Source organism: Paenibacillus sp. FSL R7-0313, assembly GCF_037969885.1.
Classification (GTDB): Bacteria; Bacillota; Bacilli; order Paenibacillales; family Paenibacillaceae; genus Paenibacillus.
Genome location: NZ_CP150219.1, coordinates 5,896,595 through 5,918,905 on the forward strand (window position 1 = coordinate 5,896,595; position 22,311 = coordinate 5,918,905).

Sequence of the window (22,311 nt, forward strand, 5' to 3'; positions counted from 1 at the left end):
TAGATTATGAGGGAAGCGTGCATTTCAAATATTAGATGTAAGGTTAGACGGATAACACATATTCTTGGATCGCGTGTGCCACACCCTGCTCGTTATTCGAGAGTGTAACCTCGTCCGCAGCAGCTTTCACCTCGTCCGGTGAGTTATCCATGGCAATGCCTTTGCCCGCAAAGGTCAGCATCGTAATATCATTGAAGTAGTTACCAATCGCCATGATCTCCGAAGGCAAGATTCCCTTCGATTCGGCAAGCCTTTTAAGCGCAGCGCCTTTGGACGCTTCGGGATGCATCAGATCAATAAAAAAGTCACCACTCCGTGTCATATAATAAGGCAGATTCCAGGTAGACCATTCCTGAAGTACTGCATCCATCTGTTCGATCGGTCCAAATGCAGTGAATTTCGCCAGCGGTTCTGTCATATCAACCCACTTGGGTAACTTCAGTGGCTCGGCCATAAAGTTGTAATACATCTCACGCACCTGCAAACCCAAACCTTCCGGTTGATCCACATATAGACCAAATGCCGTATTGATGTCAAAATGTACTCCATTGGCTCGACAGTACGATATGATCGGCTCTAGTCCTTGTCCATCTAATGCAAAATGATGAACCACCTCACGGGTATCCACTTGCGCCGTTACGGCACCATTATGTGTAATCACATATCCATCCAGTCCCATCTGCTCCATAAAAGGAATCGTGTTGGCAGGACCTCTACCTGAACACAGAACGATCTCTGCTCCCTGACGGGAAGCTTGGATCAAGGTCTCCTGAGTCCATTCGGTTAGTTCATGATGATCATTCAGCAGTGTTCCATCTACATCAAGTGCAATTAATTTATAGGTCATTCTGGCTTCATCCTCATCTGTTAGTAGTCGCACCCACCCAAACCCTCCCTTCCGAGGGAGGGCCCCAAAGGGCTCTGCCCTCTGGACTCCCGGCTTGCGCAACGGTGTTAGGTCGGGTCTTGCTATGTCACGGTTGTCGTAGGAACGCTTGTTGCCGGGCACACCGCTGGTTAGCGGCGCTCCCGCCCAAGCTTAACCGGGACCATTACGGGCAGGGCTTCGCTCTCTGCCCGGCTCCCTGCTTCACTTCGTGAAGGTCGGGAGCTTTCTCGCCTTCGGCGTTTAGTATCAGGGCTTCGCTTCCCTCCACAACTCCCTGCTCCACTTCGTGAAGGTCGGGAGCTTTTTCGCCTTCGGCGTTTAGTATCGGGGCTTCGCTTCCCTCCACAACTCCCTGCTCCACTTCGTGAAGGTCGGGAGCTTTTTCGCCTTCGGCGTTTAGTATCAGGGCTTCGCTTCCCTCCACAACTCCCTGCTCCACTTCGTGAAGGTCGGGAGCTTTTTCGCCTTCGGCGTTTAGTATCGGGGCTTCGCTTCCCTCCACAACTCCCTGCTCCACTTCGTGAAGGTCGGGAGCTTTTTCGCCTTCGGCGTTTAGTATCGGGGCTTCGCTTCCCTCCACAACTCCCTGCTCCGCTTTGCGAAGGACGGGAGCTTTTACTTCCGCAGAAGGTTCAGCTCGTCTGCGGTTAGTTCACGATAGCTTCCGATAGCAAGATCGGAAGCTAGTTCAAGCTCACCCATGGCTACGCGTTTCAGATAAATCACTCGCTTACCTACCGCCTGAAACATACGTTTTACCTGGTGAAACTTCCCTTCGTGAATAATAAGCGAGATCGACGAGATCATGCCTTCTTCCGTTTCTTCCTGACCAAGTATAGTCAGTTGGGCCGGCAGCGTTTCGTATCCGTCATCCAATTGAATGCCCGCCTTGAAACGTTGCACATCCACTTCATCCACGTTTCCCAGAACACGGGCTTCATAGGTTTTGGGCACATGCTTGCGTGGAGATAACAGATCATGGGCAAGTGGACCGTCATTCGTAAGAATGAGCAGTCCCTCCGTATCCTTATCCAGTCGTCCCACAGGAAACGGATTGAAGACCCGATCCTCTTTGCGTAGCAGATCCAGTACCGTCTTATCTCTGTTATCCTCGGTAGCAGACACAACACCCGGAGGTTTATGCAGCATCAGATAGATCATCTCCCGATACACAATCCGCTCGCCATCGGCTTCAATGACGTTGACCTCGGGATTCACCTGTACACCACTGTCTTTCACCGCTTTGCCGTCCACATGGATTCTGCCTTGTTTCACCATCTTTTTAAGTTCACTTCGTGTTCCTACACCCATATGGCTTAATATTTTGTCCAGACGCAACGTTTGTTTGCCTTTTCCACTCATACCGATGTCCACCTCCAGCCTGCCGGATATTCATTCTTCAGTACACCATCCAGCCATTTTCCCCAGCCAGCAGCATAACCATCTACACATACAAGAACGTACCCTTTGGCAAACGTATCCGCCTTGAGCACCACTCGTTCTTCTTCAATATTTAACGTTTCACCCTTGAGGTACCTCACAGCCTCGCCATCAGCAGATGACAGATTCACGCTTCGCCGTGCTTCAGATGCATTCAGAGCACAAGCAAGCGGGTGGGACGGGACAAATCTTCCATTCTTGATCGTTCCCATAAACCAGCCTGGTCGAATGACTTTCAGTCCCTCCAACCGAGCTGCACCAACCGAGGATTGATACACACGATCTCCGTAACATACCGTTTCTCCAGTTAACTCAATCTCCAATTGTTCTTTCATAAACTGAGTGTAGATCGCAACCGGATCAATACTTGCCGGATCAGCTCCACGTCCCTGACCCCGTTCCGATTTACGTCCGCCGTGATCTTTACCTTTTTTGCTCTGTCTACCCGAATTCTTGCCGCCACCAGCCTGTCTGTCATGGGACTCTCGGGATTCAATTCGCAATAAACGTTCCTTTTTGCGATCAGCCTTGGTCATAGCAATTGAAGAAGCAGCAATAGAGTGATCCTTGTTCCCCTCTACTTCAATCCTGGACACATCCACGACCTGTCCATACTCCATTGCTCCTTCTTTAACTACTCCAGGTTGATCTGTTTCTACTTCTTGCCCTGCACGATGCTGTAATACAGCGACATAATGTCCTTCCCCTTCCAAAAGGTGAGGCCACAATCTTGCGGTACCACGCGTTTGATCCAGCACAGCTTCCGTCTCATCGGCCTTCTCAGGCATCATCTGACGTACCCATTCCGGACGTCCTGGAGCGAACCCTGTCTCATCAGGAATGTCCATTACTACGAAATCATGGTTTACATTCAGGAACTCCGCAATCATCGCTTCATTTTCCTCCGGTGCAAAGGTACAGGTCGAGTATACAATCGTACCTCCCGGAGCCAGCAATCGTGCCGCAGTTTCAAGAATATCGCGCTGCATGAGTACACATTTTTCCACCGAATGATGTTCCCACGATTTCACCATGTCTTCATCCTTGCGGAACATACCTTCACCTGAACAAGGCGCATCGATTAATACTTTGTCAAAATAATGCGGAAATGCATTTGCGATCCGCTCTGGCGACTCATTCAAAACAACGGCGTTCCGCACCCCGTACAATTCCACGTTCTTGGCCAGTGCTTTTGTGCGTTCAGCATGGATATCGTTCGTCACTAGTACACCCTTGCCTTGCAGCTTTGCAGCAATCTGTGTTGTTTTCCCTCCCGGAGCAGCACACAGATCAAGCACGCGATCTCCAGGCTCCACCTGCAATAATTCAACTGGAGCCATTGCACTTGGTTCCTGTATATAATACAGGCCTGCATGATAATAAGGGTGCAGCCCCGGTTTAACACCATGAGGTACATAGAATCCTGTCTCACACCACGGAATAGGTCTTAGATCAAACGGAGCAATCTCATCGAATTGTTCCATCGATATTTTTAACGTATTCACTCTCAGTCCCGCATGGGGAGACTGTTCATACGATTTCATAAATTGTTCAAACTCATCACCCAGCAAACTTTTCATTCGCTCAGCAAATATCAAAGGTAACTTTACACCCATATTCCCACTCATCCTGTCTTGGTAAGATTGCAATATCGTTTTATTTTATCATATCCAAGCTTTGCTTTCCTATCATATCGTATCTATTCCACTACAGCGTGTAATGTAGTATAATGGCAAGTAGATTGATTCCTGAGCAAAAATTCGGGTGTTTATGCATATAATCCCAACCTTTATTTTTGCCCAAACTATATTTCGATATGATCGATGGGGGATGTCCAATGAAATCCAAGAAGAAAAAGAAAAGTGCTGCGATCCTTATATTCCTGGGTATTTTAATCATTATGATTGCAGCACTGGTTGTCGTAGACCAGCAATCCAAGAAACAGATGGATTCAGTGGAAAATGCTTATGGCATCGCTGCTTCCAAGCTTAATCCAGCTACACGGGAGCTACTTAGTGATCCCAACTATCAACAAATTATTGTACCCACTGATCTCAAAGCCAAAATCGATAACAAAGACAGCTTTTTTGTTTATTTCTTTGCTTCCGATTGCTCGCACTGCCGTGCAACAACACCTCAGTTGATGCCGCTGGTTGACAGTGAAGGTATTGAGCTTCCGCAGTTCAATCTGCGTGAATTCGAAGCAGGATGGACCGATTACAATATCGAGTTCACGCCTACACTCGTCTATTATGAGGCTGGTGTCGAGAAAGACCGTATGGTTGGCGGACTGAAAGAGAATGGCAGTGACCAAGGCTACACACTGGATGATTACAAACAATTTTTCCAAAAATATAAAGGCAGTGCCGCTCCTTCCGCAAGCTAACTGCTAGATCCGTTTCCATAAGTATCTACAATAAGGCACTTGTATCACCAGACACAGTTCTGTTGAAGGACAGGCTGTGCCACCTGCAATCATCTGAATAAGACGCAACATTCAAAAACACCCCGATCTTTCCCTTTACAGGAATCGTCGGGGTGTTTCATATACATGGAACTTCATATCCATGGGATACTCATTTGGATGTTAACGCTGATTACGGCTTAACTTTTACCCTGATCCATCGCCTTCATCTTCTCTTCGTATATTCGCCCTCTGGTAGGACTGCGCCGTTGCGGAATATTAGGTTTTAGCTCAAGCGATCTTCTAGATATCTCTTGTTCTAAGACCTCATCAACAATTCGTATGGACAAATCCCTGTAAGTCACAGACTGAACATCTGATAGGGACAGTTCCTTCACGATTTCCTGTACATCCCGTACCAAAGTCCCAAGGTCAATGCCCAGAATTGTAGCAGGATAAGGTTCCAGAAGATCAAGCGAGCTCTGTAACATCATCGTTCCTCCGCGGAGATTGCCATTCCTGAAGTGGTATAAACCAACCGCAATTTGCAACAACCCTTTATAGAGAGAATTCCGGTTACGTTCAAGCCACAATTCTTCCAGCACCTCATGGCACTCGAAATAATCCTGATCCCGATTGAAGTAGATTAAGTAGTCAATGTACAGTGGCTCATAGATGCTCATCCGGGTTTTCGCCCTTTCTGGCGTTGTTCAGAAGTTTCTTCACGTCATCGAGCAAGTCTTTGAGCCCTTCCATATCATGCCGTTCCCAGTAATCGTTAAATCGCTTCTGTGCTTCAATCGCTTCGCTGACAAGGTGGTAGAAGTACAATTGATGAATGATATTCAATGTTCTTGACACGATATTGGAATCATCCTCAAATGCCTTCTGCGCCTCCAAAATCTGTAGACGAATTGCAGACATCTCATTATCCAGTACAAAAGCAGCCTCAGCTGTTTTTTTCAGCCTGGCTCGCATGTCATCCGGTAAGCTCTCCCGGAATTTGTAACTCAGAGAATGTTCAATGGTAGCCCAGAAATTCATGGCAAGTGTCCGGATCTGAATCTCGGCCAATACGATCTTTTGTCCCAGAGCCGTCTGAACGGGATACTCAATAATCATATGGAAGCTGCGATAACCGCTCTCTTTGAAATTCGTAATATAATCTTTCTCAATGAGTACCGTGAGATCCTTGCGGCCTCGAATGTATTCGGCAACCCGACGGATATCATCTACGAATTGGCACATGATACGGATACCTGCAATATCCTCAATGCCTGTCTCCACGTCATCAAGCGACACATTCAGTCGTCTGGATTTCTCCAGAATACTGGATATTTTTTTGACACGACCGGTAACGAATTCAATCGGGGCATACTCTTCCCGTTTTTTCAGCTCCGCCCGCATTGTCTTAAACTTGACTTTTAATTCCTCTACCGCTTGTTCATAAGGAAGTAAAAATGTACCCCAGTCTCTACCGTCCATGCTTATGCCTCCTGTCTCTATAGCGTCCCCTGTTCTATTCCATTATACATGATGTTTGGTGGGGGGAAGAGTCCCGAACCATTTTACGCTCTTCCATGCTTCTATATTTTCAATCCGGGGATCCACATTCCTTCTTAACGATGCTCCGCACCAACCGCTTCAGAGATATGACGATAACCGTCCTTGCGCAGTAACTCACGCAGTCCGGCATGAATACGCCGATTCACCTCAGGTCCTTCGTAGATTAATGCTGTATATATTTCGACCAGACTTGCTCCGGCTTTAATTTTCTCGTATGCATCTTCACTTGTGAAAATGCCACCTGAACCGATGATCGGAAGTTTGCCTTCGGTCTGACGATAGATCTGGCGAATAATCTCCGTAGAACGCTCACGTAGAGGTTTACCGCTCAGACCGCCAGTCTCTTTTGCATGTTGGTGGGAAAGTCCTGTACGACTGATGGTTGTGTTCGTTGCAATAATGCCAGCAACACCGCTGTCTGCAATTGTGCGAACCATATATTCAAGTTCCTGATCATTCACATCCGGTGCAATCTTCACCAGAACGGATTTGGCCGCTCCGCCCGCTCGTGCATGCTGCACGTTCATCTCGTTCATAACCGCAGCGAGCAGTTCCTTCAATTCATTCCCATGTTGCAGATTACGCAAATCCGGTGTATTTGGTGAACTGATATTAACCACGAACAGATCAGCATAATCGTATAGTGCCTGAATGCACTTCGAATAGTCCAAGTGAGCTTCCTCATTAGACGTTGCCTTATTCTTGCCGATGTTAACAGCCACTGGAATACGCCGATCCTGTAGACGTGAAAGTTCTCCTGCCATGGCTTCCGCACCAAGATTGTTGAAGCCCATTCGGTTCACCAAAGCCTCATCTGGAGGCAAACGGAACAGTCGTGGTTGATCGTTACCTGGTTGTGCAAGTGGTGTCACGGTTCCCACTTCCATGAATCCAAATCCGATGGAAGAAAAGCCCGTTACGGCCTGCCCGTTTTTGTCCAGACCCGCAGCCAGACCAACAGGTGTAGGGAAATGACACCCAAACATGTCAACAGCCAGATCAGACGTTTCACGAACGCCGTACATCACACGTAGTCCGGAAGGAACCGGACGGATGCTGCCCACGCCACTAAGGCCGCCAATAATCAGATGATGGGCCTGTTCAGGGTCCATTTTGAACAACAAAGGTTTAGCAAGACTTCTGTATAACAAATCACTCACTCCGTTCTGGTCCGGTACGCCAAAAAGCCGTTGTCCGTCTTTTCATATGTAAAAAACACTCTACACACAAGTCTATCTGTTTCTTATTAAAAAGGAAAGTAGTTTGCGCATAGACAGCACAAATCGAATAATACAAAATGCTCACAAGAAATCCACCCGCCCACTGGAAATGACGAGTTGAATTCTTTACAATGAGAGCATGGTTACTCTACACCAGTTCTATTCCAATAAGGAGGAATAACTCATGGCTCCCAAACGTAAACCACCTGCATTACAGCAAAAGAAAGAAGAAGTGAATCGCAAAGCCATTGCATGGACAGCAGCCAGTGTAGGCGGCTTGATCATCATCATTGGTGCTCTTATCATTATTGCCAACATGTAGATGATTCAGGCTGAATCCATCTGATTCTACATATCCAACAGATCAATTCAGCCAGTGATACGTTTTGTTCGGATTATTCTGCTTTGGAACAAGTGTATGCTGATAACGCTGCTTTGCTTCTGGAACAAGCGTCAGATCTGGCAGTACATCTTCTCCAATGCGTACCGGAGTGCCTTGCGGAGCAAGAGCGAATAACTCTTCTACATCTCCTGTACGCATTCTCACACATCCAAGGGACTCATCCAGTCCGATACTGTCTGGCTCGTTGGTCCCGTGGATGGCATAATTTGTACTCGAGAGTTGCATACCTCTGCTTCCAAACTCACCGTTCGAGCGCCCATTCGGATTGACCACTTTATCTGTGATGATAAATGAACCCTCCGGGGTTCGATCACCGCCAAGTCCCACATCATACATACGAACAATGGTATCCCCACTAATTAATGCAAGTTTATGTTTATCCTTATCAATGACAATCTCCAGCGGTTCCTGCAAAAAAGGCTGACCTCCCAGGGTATCTGCAAAAGCGGCATTTTTGCCTTGAGACGAATTCGAAGTCGTTGAACCATTCTCTTTACCACTTGAATCGTTCTTTCCTTCCTGTGCCTTTCCTTGATGCAAAGCTAACAGCTTCGGAAACATCTCGGTCATCCCTGGCGCAGTCTCGCCCAGAATATTATTCGGAAATGGCTGGGCCATTTGCGTTACACTCTTGGGCCAAGCGTCATTTTTTTTGCGATAGGCAACGATTGCACTTGATAATGATGCAGCCGCTTCCTGCTTGGCGGTCCACGCCATAGCCATCTTTTTGATTTTCGGCGTGACTTCAGGAGGTTCACAGTTACATTGCTTGGCATCATAACTCTGTGCAGTTAATTTACCTTTTGTATTGGTTTGTACTATGTATTTCACAGGCATATTTCGCTTCCATAAAGACCAGTCATCCGAGGTTTGCATACCCAGTACAGCAGAGGTCTCTACTTTTGGGCCAGACCCGGACCAGGCAGCTGCGAGCGCAGTCTCGCCATGGTTGCCTCCACCAAATGCCGCAGCAGTAAACACATTACTTGGTGGCGCGGATGCAGTCACAGCCTGTTTATCCGCTTCTATAGGCGCTTCGATGTCATCTGTGGATTCCAGTGCTGCTGACAGTGCGTCGGCCGCTTCACGACTGAACCCCGGAGCGTCTGCAGGTGGCAGACCTGCCAGCACAAGCAGCATGAACAACGTAAGCCACATTTTGCGTCTACGTTGTTTTTTCTCTTTTTGCTCAGACATCTCCACCAGTTTCTCCTGATAGTCTACCCAGATGTCAGCAGGAGCTTTACTGCGTTCAAATGCTTCGTAAACCTCGCCCGCTTGCTGAAAACAATAATTGGCTTTGGCCTCCTGTCCTTCGCCCAAATACTCCTTTCCAAGCAAGTACCAAGCCATTTTATTGTCGGGATGTTTCTTGACATATGTTCTTAGATGAGTATTTTGCATCCGATCCTCCACTATTTCGCCTTTTTCCGTATATCCATATATATCGGCATAACATGGCGTTGAATCCATAGGACTTGAGTACCCGGTGGAAAAAAGGGTTTTCGACAATAATCGTCCTTGATCCACAGGTCATAAGATCACAGTTAAATGAAAACAAAAAAAGCACCTTCCCTTGTCGTAAAGACAAAAGAAAGTGCTCTGTGTTCATGCAAGAAATACTTAACCCTCTTTATTAAAAGGCTCATCCGCTACTTTAATTGAATCTGTAGGGCAGCCATCGCATGCATCCTGCATATCGTCAAACAAGTCGTCTGGAATAGCTTTGATACCATGGTTAGCATCGCCGTCAAAGATAACTTCTGCCAAACCTTCATCATCGTAATCGTAGATGTCAGGAGCTGTTGCTCCACAAGCGCCACATGCGATGCATGTGTCTTTTTCAACCCAAGTATATTTACTCATTTACATTCTCTCCTCCTAAAATTCGAAACGTACAGTGTTTTTATCTAGAAACATATTAATACAAAGTAAGGATAATTACAAATCATTTTGCAACCACAAGTCTCTATTATCCCTTATTTAATCAAGACTTTGCAAGTTATCTTTTTGCAGGGAAGTACCGCGCACTTTATGATTGCGAAGCAGCACGGAAGGATCATCTCCAAGCATGCCAGCGGTCACAACAGCATTCTCACCAAATTTATCACGTAACTGATCCATAATCCGAATCAGATTGTCCTTCTTGGGCTTCTGCTCATATTCGAACAAGTCCATCTGCACAGCGGATTCTTCTCTTGGAATCAGGTTTTGAAGTGTCACACCCAGCATACGGACAGGCTTGCCACTACCCCAATGCTTCTCAAATAGTTTACAGGCTTCACGGTAAATGACCGTTGCATCCTCCGTAGGAACTTCCATTAGACGTGATCGGGTGATTGTCTTCATATCCGGTGTGCGGATCGTAATCTGAATACCCTGGCTGAACATTTCGTGCTTGCGCAATCTTCTGGCCACCTGGTCACTTATATTGAGGAATACCCGATGAATCTCATTCATATCCGATACATCCGCCGGTAGAGTGGTTGTATGCCCAATGGATTTATTAGCTTCCCGTTCCGCGTGAACTGCGGAATGGTTAATGCCATTCGCAGAATTTTTGAGCCATGTTCCATTAACTCCGAATAGTTCGGTCAACATGTTCTCATCCGACTTGGCCAATTGACCAATCGTTTCAATGCCCAATTTTTTCAGCTTTTCAGCCGTTTTTTTGCCAATGCCAAACATCTCGTTACATGGTCTGTGCCAAAGAATCCGTGGTACGTCTCTCATGCGTAAAATGGAGATACCATTCGGTTTTTTCAGATCCGAAGCCATTTTCGCCAATAATTTGTTGGGTGCAATGCCAATGGAACATGGCAGCCCCAATTCATCCTTAATTCTACGCTGAATGCTCTCCGCAATCTCCATTGGATTCCCGAATTGCCTTGAACCTGTAATATCAAGATAACATTCATCAATGGATGTAGCCTCAAGTTGAGGCGTATAACTATACGCAATCTGCATGAACGCTCTTGAATATTGACGATATAAATGAAAATCAGGACGAATCACAATGAGATCAGGGCACTTTTTCATGGCTTGGTGGACAACCATACCTGTTGAGATGCCTCGATTACGAGCGGCATATGAGCAGGTTACAATTACACCCTTTCGCAGTTCACTGCTGCCCGCAACGGCCGTTGCTTTTCCTCTATATAAATCTGGTTCCTCGGCTTCATGTACAGAGCAGTAGAAAGCATTCATATCGACATGCAGAATCACCCGTCCGGCTGTAGGGTAGTATTGATCCACATTCGCTGGAGGATTGCCGTCTGAAGACATCATGAACCCCCGCCCTTTCTTGCACACTAATTAATGAAACGAATTTCTTTCTTCTATAGTATATCAAACCCATTATGTTAATTCAGTCACGAACATTTATTTTCTGCGAGAACTGATCAGAGACCGAATAATTAACCAGCCTACACTCACAAAAAGGATCAATGTGATCAGGGCAATAACCGTATTTTCCCATACAAAACTCAAAATCAACCCTCCTTTTCTTCCATATATTCCAATTAAAACTCAATAATAAATTATAACATACATCCGGATTATGATTAACATCCTTCTTTTTGCTCTAAAATCCGTTAATTGTTACATGAAACTGCGATTTCTATGTAGCATTTGGCTATAATGGTGCTATAATAATTAATTATACAAATTGACGACTTTAGGACAAATCAGCGCATTGAGTTTAACACAGTGTAGCGTTGCCGAATCGAAGGATTCGTCCACTAACGTACTTAACAGCTTTTCCCAACTTACAATCCAAACTTTTAAAAGAGCGCTTTATCTCAAAGGAGGATCTTCATGTCAAAGGCCATTTCCATCTTCGATACGACTTTACGTGACGGCACACAAGGGGAGGGTATCAGCTTATCGGCAGACGACAAACTCAAAATTGCCAAGAAGCTTGATGACCTGGGTGTCCATTATATTGAAGGCGGAATTCCCGGCAGCAATACCAAGGACATTGAGTTTTTCAAAAGAGTCAAGGAATTAAACCTGAACGCAAAGGTTGTTGCTTTTGGCAGTACCCGCCGTAAAGGCAGCATTGCTAGTGAAGACGCCAACCTGAAGCGCATGATCGAATCTGGTGCTCAGGCTGCAACTTTGGTCGGTAAATCATGGGACTTCCATGTGCATACCGCTTTGCAGACTACATTGGAAGAAAACTTGTCCATGATCTATGATTCCATCGCCTATCTGAAACAGAATGGCATGGAAGTGATCTTTGATGCAGAACACTTCTTTGACGGATTCAAACATAACCCGGAGTATGCTCAAGCGGTCTTGACCAAGGCTCACGAAGCTGGAGCGGACTGGCTCGTCATGTGTGATACCAACGGCGGGACGATGCCAAACGAGGTGCACGAGATCGTATCCACACTGCATAGAAGCCTGCCTCATGCACATCTCGGCATCCATACACATAATGATTGTGAACTGGCCGTGGCCAACACACTCAGCGCTGTACAAGCCGGAGCCCGTCAGGTTCAAGGAACGATGAACGGTTATGGGGAGCGTTGCGGTAACGCCAATCTCGCATCCATTATCCCGAACCTGCAACTGAAGCTTGGCTATGAATGTGTTACTGAGGATTCCATGAGACAACTTACAAACGTGGCTCGTTATGTTAGCGAGATTGCCAATGTGAATATGCCGATTAATCAGCCTTATGTCGGCAATGCTGCTTTTGCTCACAAAGGTGGAATTCACGTCTCTGCCATCCTGCGGGATTCACGTACCTATGAACACATCGTGCCTGAACTGGTTGGTAACAAGCAACGTGTACTGGTCTCGGAACTTGCCGGACAAAGTAACATTGTATCCAAAGCTCAGGAACTGGGGCTTGAGTTCGATCCAAGCAGTGCCAATTCACGTCAGATTATTGAGAAGATCAAAGACCTGGAGCATCAGGGTTACCAGTTCGAAGGTGCTGATGCTTCGCTTGAATTGTTAATTCGTGAAGCGAACGGTGACATGAAAGAATTGTTCAAGTTTGAATCATTCAAAATGCTTGTGGAGAAAACGGCGGGCAAATCCGTTGTTTCTGAAGCTTTTGTCAAACTTAATGTAGCTGGAACAAGTGTGTATACCGCTGCTGAAGGTAACGGTCCGGTGAACGCACTCGATAACGCTCTGCGGAAAGCATTGGTGCAATACTTCCCTTCACTTGCCAATATGCATCTGTCAGACTACAAAGTACGTGTACTGGATGAGAAAGATGCCACAGCCGCCAAAGTTCGTGTATTGATCGAATCCAAAAATACGGAGAACACATGGAACACTGTCGGTGTATCCGAGAACGTAATTGAAGCAAGTTGGGAAGCTCTTGTACACAGTTTCCGCTATGCTTTGCTTCAAGAAAAATTGCAGGATGAGCCGGGCACACTCCCTATTCCTGCTCATGGGATAAGCAACCACTAATAACGCTTATTTCCCGGAAAATATAAAGAAGCCCTGCACCCATGATTCATGGATGCAAGGGCTTCTTTCTTTGCAGAAAATTAATTTGCAACTAGCTCTTTAATCTTACGTTCCAACTCTTTCTCGGGTAATATGCCCAGAACAATCTCCTGTATAACTCCTCTGGAGTCAATCAGAACATTCGTTGGAAAAGCCACCCCATTGTATTGAGCGTACACTGTCCCCTTCTCATCCAAGGGAATAGGGAATGTCAGTTGGTACTCATCCACAAAAGCTTTGGCATCTTTGAGTTTATCGTATGACGTTACATTAACCCCATACATGTCAAGCTTATCCTTGTATTTCGCAGCCATTCTGTTCAGCTCTGGAGCTTCCTGCTTACACGGCTCACACCAGGATGCCCAGAAACTGACGAACGTAGCCTTATCTTTGGCACCGCCCACACTGTACGTTTTCCCATCCATTGCTGTCAGAGAAAAAGCAGGCGCCAGAAGACCCGCACGTGGTCCCGTCTCTGTAGGCATCGGTTCTTCCTGCTTAAAGACGGCTGCAATGCCGTCACCCGCATTCTGGGCCAGTGCAATACCAACCAGCAAGACAACACCAAGGAGTATGTATATGTTTCGTTTCATAACCCGCCACCCTTTTATATAATTAGCATATTGAAACTGAAACCGTAATTTCTGCACATGCTAAATGTTTATCACGCTCTATCACAGTTGACCAGAACATGATTGCCAAATGTTCTCTTTATTATTGTACCCTTTTCCTTTAAAATTTTACAATCCGCATTACAGAAAATAAAATGAAAAAGGACTCCTGCCTAAGCAGGAGCCAAAGAGAGAGGGGTGAATACAAATGGCAGCACTTCACGGGCAGCAAAACGTCTTCTACATCCCTTCTTCCGTAGAGCAAGAGATGTCAAAGCACATGTTCATTTCGCTGCCGCAAGAAGCCTGCGGGGTTATGCTGGGTGAAACCGCAGCGGGCGGTATACGAATCAGTCGGTTTCAGCCCATTCGTAACGTAGCACCTGACCCGCTGCACCATTTTACTCTGGATGATGCCGAATGGATTCGGTGCGTATTCTCCGAGCCTAAGCTCATTGGTATCTTCCATTCTCATCCGCAGACCAGGCCTTTTCCTTCCTTAGAGGACTTGCAAGCTCTTCCGGCCTTTGCCGGTTTGCTTCAGATGTACCTCATCGGCTCACCCGACCTAACAAGTGGGTCGCGATCTCATATGCATCTGAACGGTTATCTGATTGAACCCTCGAAGAAACCGCAAGATCCGGCACACCGCGTTGTGCCTTCATACAATCTGCTTCCCGTTCCGTTATGCGTGACTTAGCTGGGTATACAAATCACCCAAGGTCTCCACATTTTTACGCATCATGTCCTCCAGATAACAGGACCATAACTGTGCAGTCATTTTTGAATCTTCCAGTGCATGATGACGTCCATGGATCGGAATCCCTCTGGATTCCAGCAATTCATCCAGACCATACCCCGGCCTGCTCGGTTCAAGCCAGCGGGCCAACATCATCGTATCGATTAAACGATGTGTCAGCCTTACCTTTGAAGTCCGCCACAGAGCTGCATTCAGAAAAGCTCGGTCATGCGCACTTGCGTGTGCAATCAGAACATTTCCACCTACAAAAGACATGAAATCATGCAGCCCTTCCAGCAAAGTCGGTGCGTCCAGCGTCATCTCCTGCGTAATACCTGTAAGTTCAGTAATATGTTCCGGAACCGCAGTCTTGGACTGCACCACCGTATAGAACTGCTCCCCTTCCAGTACCGCACCACCATGTATACGGACCGCACCAAATGAGATAATCTCATCCCCATGCTGGGGCGAAAAACCCGTCGTTTCCAGATCAAATACAACTGCGTCCAGCTCATTTAGAGGCGTATGCAGAACCTCAGGTCTACGCTGTTCTCTCATCATAGAGCGGATAAACGCCATGTGTTGCGCCGTAGGGGCTCCCATAATGGAAGCGATGGCGGAAGGAACCCCTCCCTGACGCAGCGAATTCCAGAATCCTGTATTGCCCCTTGCCGGCTCTCTCATGGACGTCTCCTTTCTGCAAAACGCAACTGTCTTTGCAAAGCACGATGCACTCGTCGTACCAACCCGAGCGTATCCCTGAGCTCATAATGAATCTGCTTTTGTTTCATCTGTTTCTCATCCAGGAATCCACTGCTATGTTGCAAATCCCCTTGGATGACAACCGGTGTACTTCTCCGAAACTTTAGAGCGGCTATGAACGCCCGCTGGCATGCATCCAGTAATGTAAACGGAACAGCTTCAAGTGTTGTCAGTCTCTCCATTCTTTTTAACGTGGATGACTCCTTGATCCCATGTTGCAAAGCCAAATAACGGGCACTGTTCACCAGCGGAATGTACAAACCATACTTGACATCAAATCCGCCTGCATGTTCACCAAATCGTTCTGTGACCACACGTCCAAGTACATTTAATGTAGCTTTATGTTTAACCGTATTGCGAAGAACTGCATCCGAAAGTTCAGGAACCAGTCTGAACTGTTCATAAAAACTCGTGATCCATTCCTCCGCCAGACTTTGCTCACCTGCAACAAAACGCATGTCTGAAGCGATAATCAGATTACGAACGGGCTCCCAATTCAGATCCGAGCTCCAATCTGCTAATTGTTGCTTCCATGACGCCAGCGTTTTTCTCCAGAGTGGCTCAGAGCACATGACTTTGCCTTCGCATTTGGCGTAACCAAGCTCTTCCAACATATCCGTCATTCGCTGTCCGAGCTGAGCAAAATATTCCTCTTTACCTTCATGCGGAGTATCGCTAATGATCATGCCATTATCCTGATCACTCCATAACGTTGCTTCTTCCCTGCCGGAACTGCCAAATACGATAAAGGCATAGGGGACGGGAGGTTGGCCGAAGCCTTCCTCAACCATCCCCTGAATGCATAACTCTACTGCTTTCCGTGCAATCCGGTCATGCAGTTCATTTACCGTTTGGTACCACTCGATCGGCGACAAGGAAGCGGACAACAATTCCTGGAGCTCGTTCTGTAATATCACACGTGCCTGGCGCAGTTCTTGAGAAGACACCGCACCATCGATTCCCTGATAAGACCAGGAATAGTTTGTATACGAGATGGGTTCCATCATGTCCAGCCTCCTTGAAGCATGATTCAGCATCATTCACCTCAGGAGCTGAACGTACCACCATTGGATTTAGAATCTACATTTTTCATTTGTTCAGGGTATCCGTAAGTACCGTGCTCACTGATATCCAGACCCATTGTTTCTTCTTCTTCAGTAACACGGATGCCCATGATTGCTTTCATTCCGCCCAGAATAATGAAGGACATTACCAGTACGAAGGCAAAAGCACCTGCCAGACCGAGAAGCTGTACGCCCAATTGGTGGAATCCACCGCCATAAAACAGACCCGCTTGACCTACACCAGCATTCTCGGCAAGTTCAGGAGTAGCGAACAAGCCCGTGGAGATCGCACCCCACATACCAGCAATACCATGCACGGAGAAAGCGTAGATTGGATCGTCAATTCCTTTACGATCGAAGTACTGTGCTGTGAAGAATGTGATGATACCCGCCAGAGCACCGATAACCAGCGCTGCCCAAGGTTCAACGAATGCACATGCTCCTGTAATTGCAACGAGTGCCGCAAGCACACCGTTTAACATGCTAGGAATATCTGACTTACCAAGTACTGCCCATGAGATCAACAGCGCAGCAACACCACCAGCTGCAGCAGCTACGTTAGTAGTTAATGCAACATAACCGAAGAATCCATCCCCCATGGCAGATAATGTACTACCTGGGTTGAATCCGAACCAACCGATCCAGAGGATAATAACCCCGAGTACGGAATACACTTGGTTGTGACCTGGAATGATGTTAGGTTTGCCGTCTTTGTTATATTTACCAATACGTGGTTTCAACAAGATGGTCGCTACCAATGCTGCAGTCGCACCAGTCAAGTGAACAACCGTCGATCCTGCAAAGTCTTGCATACCCAGCTCAGCCAACCAGCCGCCGCCCCATACCCAGTGAGCAACAACCGGATACATGATAATGGTATAAAGAGTACCGAAAACAATATATACGCTCATCTTTGCACGTTCAGCCATACCACCGCAGGCAATGGCCAGAGATACCGCCGCAAAGGCGAGGTGGAATACGAATTTAATAGTCAGTGGAACATCGGAGAAAGCCAGTGATTCGAAGGAAGCAGCCATCTTGTCACCACTCAGGAAGAATCCTGTTGTTCCAAAGAAGCTGTTACCATTACCGAAACCAAGACCGAAACCCAAAGCCCAGAAGGCAATTACTGAAATCCCCAATGTCAGGATGGTCTTACCCGCAATGTGTCCTGCATTCTTCATTCGTGTTGAACCCGCTTCAAGTAAAGCAAATCCCCCTTGCATCAAGAACACGAGTACAACAGCCAAAAACGTAAAGGCTGAGTTCAAACCACTTTGAAGTTCAATGTTAGTCGGACCCTCCGCAGCCGCAAATGCGCTGACCGGAAAAGCGAACAAAGTAAGCATTACTAACATGGAAACCAACCATTTCTTTCTCATATACCCCACTCCCTCTTATGTTAAGTTTCTTCACATAACGTGAAACTCTTAATGTCATTATAAGCAGAAGAGAGGAAAGTTGACAAGAGTAATTTCGTCAAAACTGAAAATTATTTCTGGGAATAAAGTCATACGTCTTTTTCTTGCACTTAAGTACATAATCACATTCTATGAGTACATAGATATAGAAATGCAGTATGCTGATTACCAAAGCATAACGTTTGACTGTACGGTTAAAGATCATGTATCATACTTATTAGTAAGAAAAATTGGGCGTAGTCTAGAAATTCACAAGTGGAAACTACAATTCCCTACATTTGAACTTGCAAGCGAGGTGAATATCATTGGGGATATGAAACTTTTTCGGATTGGCGAACTCGCCAAGACCGCTGGTGTTAGTGAACGGACGATTGATTATTACACAAAGCTTGGACTAATCGCTCCCGAAGAACGTACACAAAAAAATTATCGTCTCTATAGTAATGAAACTTTAACGAGGCTTGAACGTATTGTACAGATGAAACAAGAGAAGTATAGTCTCGACGAGATTAAGCAATCTCTTGAGAAGTGGCGTCTGGTTAGTACAGAAGAACAAGTTGCCAGCAAATTGACAACATTGGAGCTTCATGTACAACAACTTGAGCGAGAGGTTAACGAACTCAAACCGCTACTTGGAGAGATGAAACCTGTACAAGCACGTAAAATGATGGCAGGACTCCTCACCAAAAGTGCCGGTACAATGGAGGCACTAAAAATCTTGCTTGAGAACACCATGATGTAGCTTATTTTTAGAAAGCGGAGGAATGAATATGAGTTTTAATAACGGTATGTTCGTATTGATCATTATCGCCTTTTTGCTCTCTCTATGGGCGCAATTTCGCGTTAAAGGTACGTTTAGACGTTGGTCGGAGGTACCGAACCAGAACGGAATGACTGGTTACGATGCCGCTCGCCAGATGCTTGATGCTAACGGCCTGCATGATGTTCCAATTGAACCTGTACGCGGCACGCTCTCTGATCACTATGATCCGATCAATCGGGTTGTACGTTTATCAGAACCAGTATATTACGAAAACTCAATCTCAGCTGTTTCGGTAGCGTGTCACGAAGTTGGCCACGCCATTCAGCATAAAGAAAGTTACCCGATGCTGGCACTGCGTCACCGGATCTTCCCAATTGTGAACTTTGCATCCGGATTAGCTCCATTCCTGTTGATTGCAGGATTCATCTTCAATGCCATGAACCTTGTAGGTATCGGTATCATCTTCTTCTCCGTAACTGTAGCATTCCAACTCATCACTTTACCGGTTGAGTTCAATGCAAGTAATCGCGCCAGAGAGATTATGGTATCCGAAGGGTACATCCGTAATGAAGAAGAAAAAGGTGTTGCAAAAGTCCTGAATGCCGCAGCCTTGACTTACGTTGCTGCAGCGTTGATCTCACTGCTTGAGTTGATTCGTTACATCGGAATCTTCAACAGCCGCGATTAATTGGATACCTAATACAACAAAAACAAAAAACAATACCCCACCGTTAATCGGATGGGGTATTGTTTTGTTGTAAACCGAAATAATCAAGCAAGAATGAACGAAAGGACTGAGCAACCAGCGGCAGTTTATCATGCGCACGATGAATTAACCCGATAGTTCGCGTTACTTTTGGATGGGAGATAGCCACATGTGCCGGTTGCAACGGATTCGTCTGGAATAACGCCATCTCAGGCAGCAGACTGACCCCCATGCCCGCAGCGACCAATCCGCGGATGGTGTCGGTCTCTTCCCCTTCAAAAGCGATCTTGGGTGTAAAACCAGCTTCCAGACAGGCATGCCACACAATAGGACGAAGAGAATAACCTTTGCTGAATAATACAAATTTATCATCCTTGAGCTGTTCAAGTGCAATTGTCTCTTCACCAGCTAACGGGTGATTAGGAGGAAGGATGGCATGTAATTCTTCCGTGAGTACAATATCACCATCTACTTGATCATGCTTCTCTGGAAAAGGAGAAATAAATGCCAAGTCTACCTCTCCGGATAACACATCACGAATCAGTGTAGGGAACATCCCCTGCTTGAATCTGAATTTCACGTTGGGGTAGCGCTGACGGAAAGCAGCCACCACGGAAGGAATGAGATGAATCCCCAGGCTATGTGGAAATCCAATTCGAATCTCTCCATGCTCCGGGTCCAGAAACTCATGAACCTCCCCAACTGCCTTGTCCAAATCTTTTAATATGCCTTCAATTCGTTTGCAAAAAAGCTGCCCCACTGCAGTCAACTGCAGATTTCGACCCTTTTGCATAAAAAGATCCACGCCCAGTTCTTCTTCCAGCTGATGAATCTGACGACTCACCGCCGACTGTGCCACATGCAACTCTTCAGCAGCCTGTGTTACATGTTCCTTCTGTGCTACTTTCAAAAAGTAATGCAACTGTCTTAATTCCACTCGCCTGATCGCTCCAATCTGTTATACCCTACTTATCCTTGATTGCATTCCATCTGGAGAACGTTCTGACTACCGCTTTAAGCTGCGGGGTTTCCACAATCTGATCAACAGTCCGTAAATAAAGAATCCACCCAACAATCCGCCAAGGTGAGCCATCCAGTTGATGCCTGACATGGCAAAGGAGAATATGATTCCGAACAAAAGCAATGTGTACATCGTTTTGCGCGAAGCCTCGTCCATCATCGTTCGCTGGAACAGTGCTACATACAGGAATGCACCATAGACGGCATAGATCGCTCCTGAAGCCCCTACCGAGATGGTAATACTCCCAACCGAGTTGTACCACGCAACAGCAAGAATATTACCCAATACACCGCCACCCAGGTACAATACACCATACCTCACCGACCCGAGCAACCGCTCCATCGGTGGTGCAAATACAATTAACGCAAAGCTGTTAAACAATAAATGACTGAAGCCCGCATGCAGGAACATGGATGTAATGTAACGCCACCATTCATGTGCGAACAGTTCATGATTCGTAAGTGCCCCGAATTTCAACAGCACCATATTGTTCGTTGATCCACCGTTCACCGTTAACACAATAAACATGACTACATTGGCAATTAAAAAAAGCGACGTCAAAGGGAAATACTTCAAATAACCTTTCCAGTTCTCATAGCGAATAAATATCATAAATTTCTTCTTTCACTCCACCCTGTTCAGATCGGACTTACATCTCTGATCCATCGTAATGGTACATGTCCGAATTGGACAATGCCTTTCATAAAAGATTATAATGGATTTTGGCACGGATCACCAATTTATAAGGAGGAACATTATTATGACACAAGAACGTACAGGCGCAGCCACATTTAAAGGCAACCCTATTACATTGATCGGACCCGAACTGAAAGTGGGCGATCAAGCACCTGATTTTACACTGAGCAAGAACCTGGTTGAGGATGCTTCCCTGAAAGACTTTGCAGGCAAAATCAAATTAATCAGCGTTGTTCCTTCCCTGGATACTGGCGTATGCGATGCGCAAACTCGTCGTTTCAACGTGGAAGCTGGAGAACTCGGAGACAATGTTGTTGTCTTGACAGTAAGCGTTGACCTTCCGTTCGCTCAAGCACGTTGGTGTGGAGCAGCTGGTGTTGACCGCGTAGTTACATTGTCAGACTACAAAACACGTTCTTTCGGTGAAGACTACGGCGTTCTGATCAAGGAATTCCAACTCGACATGCGCTCCATTTTTGTTTTGGATGCCGAAGACCGGATTACATATGTGGAGTATTTGCCTGAAATGACAGACTCCCCTAACTTCGAACAAGCGATCGCTGCTGTAAAAGCTTTGCTGTAGAGGTTACCTTACGTTCAGAACAAAAGCGAGGAAGGTTAACCTTCACTCGCTTTTTGTTATTTATCATCTATTTCAATCATTTGCTTTATACTTGCTTAGCTTCTTATCCAGAACAGAGAATAAGTTCATAATCGTGCGATAGTTGGAACCCAAGTCTCCAAGTGAACCACGTGAAGCTGAATACATATCCACCGCACTGCGAACAGGACTTACCGAGATAATGGAAACTGTAATATCCATCGTCCGTCCAAAGGTAGTCCGCTTCTCCAGAATAACTTCTCCAACAGAAGGCACTTCATGCAGCACTTTATAACCCGGAATCTTTTTGAGTGTCGAAGAGACCTCTTCCCAAGCTCTGTCTTTGGATAAGTTATAATACCGTGTTTTTAATTTGGGATCCTTGGCTCGATCGCTGGTCCCCTCCATGCTGCGGATGATACCGACGAGCGTTCTCTTTAAGGTCAAGACCCTTCCTCCTTTGAATGTAACCGTTCCATTTATGTATCTTAGTGTAACATTGTTCAAGTAGTAACAAAAGGGCAAGCATC

General features: G+C 46.2%; 24 protein-coding genes. 7 read left to right on the forward strand and 17 right to left on the reverse strand.

The window, feature by feature from the left end; genetic code table 11:
- Window positions 1–43: 43 nt before the first annotated feature.
- The 4 genes from NSQ38_RS25570 to NSQ38_RS25585 all read right to left on the reverse strand — a co-directional run bounded on the left by NSQ38_RS25570 (window position 44) and on the right by NSQ38_RS25585 (window position 3,945).
- The gene (locus NSQ38_RS25570; RefSeq protein WP_339790704.1) at window positions 44–847 is read right to left on the reverse strand and encodes a Cof-type HAD-IIB family hydrolase; all 804 of its coding nucleotides are present in this window, start codon (window positions 845–847) and stop codon (window positions 44–46) included.
- Between the two features lie 205 nt (window positions 848–1,052).
- The gene (locus NSQ38_RS25575; protein ID WP_339784728.1) at window positions 1,053–1,469 is read right to left on the reverse strand and encodes a hypothetical protein; all 417 of its coding nucleotides are present in this window, start codon (window positions 1,467–1,469) and stop codon (window positions 1,053–1,055) included.
- Window positions 1,470–1,504: 35 nt separating this feature from the next.
- Window positions 1,505–2,251, reverse strand: coding sequence for a pseudouridine synthase (locus tag NSQ38_RS25580; RefSeq protein WP_339784730.1), 747 nt, complete (start codon window positions 2,249–2,251; stop codon window positions 1,505–1,507).
- Window positions 2,248–3,945, reverse strand: a complete 1,698-nt coding sequence (locus NSQ38_RS25585; protein WP_339784732.1) for an RsmB/NOP family class I SAM-dependent RNA methyltransferase — start codon at window positions 3,943–3,945, stop codon at window positions 2,248–2,250. The genes NSQ38_RS25580 and NSQ38_RS25585 overlap by 4 nt, the downstream gene beginning before the upstream one ends.
- Before the next feature lie 221 nt (window positions 3,946–4,166).
- Here NSQ38_RS25585 and NSQ38_RS25590 point away from each other — a divergent pair, with 221 nt between their 5' ends.
- Entirely contained in the window at window positions 4,167–4,715 is a 549-nt protein-coding gene (locus NSQ38_RS25590) for a thioredoxin family protein (protein WP_036609632.1), read from the forward strand.
- A gap of 218 nt (window positions 4,716–4,933) precedes the next feature.
- Here the strand turns inward: NSQ38_RS25590 and NSQ38_RS25595 are convergent, their stop codons facing one another.
- The 3 genes from NSQ38_RS25595 to NSQ38_RS25605 form a co-directional block, all read right to left on the reverse strand.
- The gene (locus tag NSQ38_RS25595) at window positions 4,934–5,416 is read right to left on the reverse strand and encodes a DUF309 domain-containing protein (protein WP_339784734.1); all 483 of its coding nucleotides are present in this window, start codon (window positions 5,414–5,416) and stop codon (window positions 4,934–4,936) included.
- On the reverse strand, window positions 5,403–6,218 hold the full coding sequence (locus tag NSQ38_RS25600; RefSeq protein WP_091032183.1) for a GTP pyrophosphokinase family protein: 816 nt from the start codon (window positions 6,216–6,218) through the stop codon (window positions 5,403–5,405). The genes NSQ38_RS25595 and NSQ38_RS25600 overlap by 14 nt, the downstream gene beginning before the upstream one ends.
- Window positions 6,219–6,352: 134 nt before the next feature.
- Window positions 6,353–7,450 carry a quinone-dependent dihydroorotate dehydrogenase gene (locus tag NSQ38_RS25605; RefSeq protein WP_338593635.1) on the reverse strand — a complete coding sequence of 366 codons (1,098 nt, stop codon included), beginning with the start codon at window positions 7,448–7,450 and terminating at the stop codon, window positions 6,353–6,355.
- A 253-nt stretch (window positions 7,451–7,703) separates the two neighbouring features.
- Between NSQ38_RS25605 and NSQ38_RS25610 the strand changes: the two genes are divergently transcribed.
- Window positions 7,704–7,841 (forward strand): hypothetical protein, encoded by a 138-nt coding sequence (locus NSQ38_RS25610; protein ID WP_017689367.1) that lies wholly within the window; start codon window positions 7,704–7,706, stop codon window positions 7,839–7,841.
- 42 nt (window positions 7,842–7,883) lie between these two features.
- Here the strand turns inward: NSQ38_RS25610 and NSQ38_RS25615 are convergent, their stop codons facing one another.
- The 3 genes from NSQ38_RS25615 to NSQ38_RS25625 form a co-directional block, all read right to left on the reverse strand.
- Window positions 7,884–9,326 (reverse strand): L,D-transpeptidase family protein, encoded by a 1,443-nt coding sequence (locus tag NSQ38_RS25615; RefSeq protein ID WP_338593632.1) that lies wholly within the window; start codon window positions 9,324–9,326, stop codon window positions 7,884–7,886.
- A 219-nt stretch (window positions 9,327–9,545) separates the two neighbouring features.
- Window positions 9,546–9,788, reverse strand: coding sequence for a ferredoxin (locus NSQ38_RS25620; RefSeq protein ID WP_091032191.1), 243 nt, complete (start codon window positions 9,786–9,788; stop codon window positions 9,546–9,548).
- Window positions 9,789–9,905: 117 nt separating this feature from the next.
- Entirely contained in the window at window positions 9,906–11,207 is a 1,302-nt protein-coding gene (locus NSQ38_RS25625; RefSeq protein WP_339790707.1) for a DNA polymerase IV, read from the reverse strand.
- Window positions 11,208–11,738: 531 nt separating this feature from the next.
- Between NSQ38_RS25625 and cimA the strand changes: the two genes are divergently transcribed.
- The gene (gene cimA / locus NSQ38_RS25630) at window positions 11,739–13,358 is read left to right on the forward strand and encodes a citramalate synthase (RefSeq protein ID WP_339784736.1); all 1,620 of its coding nucleotides are present in this window, start codon (window positions 11,739–11,741) and stop codon (window positions 13,356–13,358) included.
- A gap of 80 nt (window positions 13,359–13,438) precedes the next feature.
- Here cimA and NSQ38_RS25635 read toward each other — a convergent pair whose 3' ends face one another.
- Window positions 13,439–13,990 carry a TlpA disulfide reductase family protein gene (locus tag NSQ38_RS25635; protein WP_338593625.1) on the reverse strand — a complete coding sequence of 184 codons (552 nt, stop codon included), beginning with the start codon at window positions 13,988–13,990 and terminating at the stop codon, window positions 13,439–13,441.
- 226 nt (window positions 13,991–14,216) lie between these two features.
- Between NSQ38_RS25635 and NSQ38_RS25640 the strand changes: the two genes are divergently transcribed.
- Window positions 14,217–14,708 (forward strand): Mov34/MPN/PAD-1 family protein, encoded by a 492-nt coding sequence (locus tag NSQ38_RS25640; protein WP_339784738.1) that lies wholly within the window; start codon window positions 14,217–14,219, stop codon window positions 14,706–14,708.
- Here NSQ38_RS25640 and NSQ38_RS25645 read toward each other — a convergent pair.
- From NSQ38_RS25645 to NSQ38_RS25655, 3 genes are read right to left on the reverse strand one after another with little or no spacing between them, the layout of a single operon-like run.
- Complete coding sequence (locus NSQ38_RS25645; RefSeq protein WP_339784739.1) at window positions 14,694–15,431, reverse strand: exonuclease domain-containing protein; 738 nt, start codon at window positions 15,429–15,431, stop codon at window positions 14,694–14,696. The two genes, NSQ38_RS25640 and NSQ38_RS25645, sit on opposite strands and share 15 nt — an antisense overlap.
- On the reverse strand, window positions 15,428–16,516 hold the full coding sequence (locus NSQ38_RS25650) for a DUF294 nucleotidyltransferase-like domain-containing protein (RefSeq protein WP_339784741.1): 1,089 nt from the start codon (window positions 16,514–16,516) through the stop codon (window positions 15,428–15,430). Before NSQ38_RS25650 ends, NSQ38_RS25645 begins: the two co-directional genes overlap by 4 nt.
- 38 nt (window positions 16,517–16,554) lie before the next feature.
- Window positions 16,555–17,955, reverse strand: a complete 1,401-nt coding sequence (locus tag NSQ38_RS25655) for an ammonium transporter (RefSeq protein WP_036609643.1) — start codon at window positions 17,953–17,955, stop codon at window positions 16,555–16,557.
- A gap of 352 nt (window positions 17,956–18,307) precedes the next feature.
- Between NSQ38_RS25655 and NSQ38_RS25660 the strand changes: the two genes are divergently transcribed.
- Window positions 18,308–18,736: a MerR family transcriptional regulator gene (locus NSQ38_RS25660; protein ID WP_017689377.1), complete on the forward strand. Its 429-nt coding sequence runs from the start codon at window positions 18,308–18,310 to the stop codon at window positions 18,734–18,736.
- A gap of 28 nt (window positions 18,737–18,764) precedes the next feature.
- Complete coding sequence (locus NSQ38_RS25665) at window positions 18,765–19,445, forward strand: zinc metallopeptidase (protein WP_036609646.1); 681 nt, start codon at window positions 18,765–18,767, stop codon at window positions 19,443–19,445.
- A 43-nt stretch (window positions 19,446–19,488) separates the two neighbouring features.
- Here the strand turns inward: NSQ38_RS25665 and NSQ38_RS25670 are convergent, their stop codons facing one another.
- Both NSQ38_RS25670 and NSQ38_RS25675 read right to left on the reverse strand, forming a co-directional pair.
- A complete protein-coding gene (locus tag NSQ38_RS25670; protein ID WP_036609648.1) occupies window positions 19,489–20,400 on the reverse strand; it encodes a LysR family transcriptional regulator in 912 nt (303 codons plus the stop codon).
- A gap of 69 nt (window positions 20,401–20,469) precedes the next feature.
- Entirely contained in the window at window positions 20,470–21,096 is a 627-nt protein-coding gene (locus NSQ38_RS25675) for a rhomboid family intramembrane serine protease (protein ID WP_036609651.1), read from the reverse strand.
- 148 nt (window positions 21,097–21,244) lie between these two features.
- Here NSQ38_RS25675 and tpx point away from each other — a divergent pair, with 148 nt between their 5' ends.
- On the forward strand, window positions 21,245–21,763 hold the full coding sequence (gene tpx, locus NSQ38_RS25680) for a thiol peroxidase (RefSeq protein WP_036609653.1): 519 nt from the start codon (window positions 21,245–21,247) through the stop codon (window positions 21,761–21,763).
- A gap of 72 nt (window positions 21,764–21,835) precedes the next feature.
- Here tpx and NSQ38_RS25685 read toward each other — a convergent pair whose 3' ends face one another.
- Entirely contained in the window at window positions 21,836–22,228 is a 393-nt protein-coding gene (locus tag NSQ38_RS25685) for a DUF1499 domain-containing protein (RefSeq protein WP_017689382.1), read from the reverse strand.
- Window positions 22,229–22,311 lie beyond the last annotated feature (83 nt).

Bases quoted from the DNA above. Each gene is read 5' to 3' on its own strand.
- tpx (WP_036609653.1), top strand. From the start codon at position 21,245: ATGACACAAGAACGTACAGGCGCAGCCACATTTAAAGGCAACCCTATT.
- NSQ38_RS25595 (WP_339784734.1), bottom strand. From the start codon at position 5,416: ATGAGCATCTATGAGCCACTGTACATTGACTACTTAATCTACTTCAAT.
- NSQ38_RS25600 (WP_091032183.1), bottom strand. From the start codon at position 6,218: ATGGACGGTAGAGACTGGGGTACATTTTTACTTCCTTATGAACAAGCG.
- NSQ38_RS25660 (WP_017689377.1), top strand. From the start codon at position 18,308: ATGAAACTTTTTCGGATTGGCGAACTCGCCAAGACCGCTGGTGTTAGT.
- NSQ38_RS25650 (WP_339784741.1), bottom strand. From the start codon at position 16,516: ATGATGGAACCCATCTCGTATACAAACTATTCCTGGTCTTATCAGGGA.
- NSQ38_RS25655 (WP_036609643.1), bottom strand. From the start codon at position 17,955: ATGAGAAAGAAATGGTTGGTTTCCATGTTAGTAATGCTTACTTTGTTC.
- NSQ38_RS25615 (WP_338593632.1), bottom strand. From the start codon at position 9,326: ATGCAAAATACTCATCTAAGAACATATGTCAAGAAACATCCCGACAAT.
- NSQ38_RS25610 (WP_017689367.1), top strand. From the start codon at position 7,704: ATGGCTCCCAAACGTAAACCACCTGCATTACAGCAAAAGAAAGAAGAA.
- NSQ38_RS25570 (WP_339790704.1), bottom strand. From the start codon at position 847: ATGACCTATAAATTAATTGCACTTGATGTAGATGGAACACTGCTGAAT.
- NSQ38_RS25585 (WP_339784732.1), bottom strand. From the start codon at position 3,945: ATGGGTGTAAAGTTACCTTTGATATTTGCTGAGCGAATGAAAAGTTTG.
- NSQ38_RS25620 (WP_091032191.1), bottom strand. From the start codon at position 9,788: ATGAGTAAATATACTTGGGTTGAAAAAGACACATGCATCGCATGTGGC.
- NSQ38_RS25665 (WP_036609646.1), top strand. From the start codon at position 18,765: ATGAGTTTTAATAACGGTATGTTCGTATTGATCATTATCGCCTTTTTG.
- NSQ38_RS25590 (WP_036609632.1), top strand. From the start codon at position 4,167: ATGAAATCCAAGAAGAAAAAGAAAAGTGCTGCGATCCTTATATTCCTG.
- NSQ38_RS25580 (WP_339784730.1), bottom strand. From the start codon at position 2,251: ATGAGTGGAAAAGGCAAACAAACGTTGCGTCTGGACAAAATATTAAGC.
- NSQ38_RS25635 (WP_338593625.1), bottom strand. From the start codon at position 13,990: ATGAAACGAAACATATACATACTCCTTGGTGTTGTCTTGCTGGTTGGT.
- NSQ38_RS25675 (WP_036609651.1), bottom strand. From the start codon at position 21,096: ATGATATTTATTCGCTATGAGAACTGGAAAGGTTATTTGAAGTATTTC.
- NSQ38_RS25645 (WP_339784739.1), bottom strand. From the start codon at position 15,431: ATGAGAGAGCCGGCAAGGGGCAATACAGGATTCTGGAATTCGCTGCGT.
- cimA (WP_339784736.1), top strand. From the start codon at position 11,739: ATGTCAAAGGCCATTTCCATCTTCGATACGACTTTACGTGACGGCACA.
- NSQ38_RS25625 (WP_339790707.1), bottom strand. From the start codon at position 11,207: ATGTCTTCAGACGGCAATCCTCCAGCGAATGTGGATCAATACTACCCT.
- NSQ38_RS25640 (WP_339784738.1), top strand. From the start codon at position 14,217: ATGGCAGCACTTCACGGGCAGCAAAACGTCTTCTACATCCCTTCTTCC.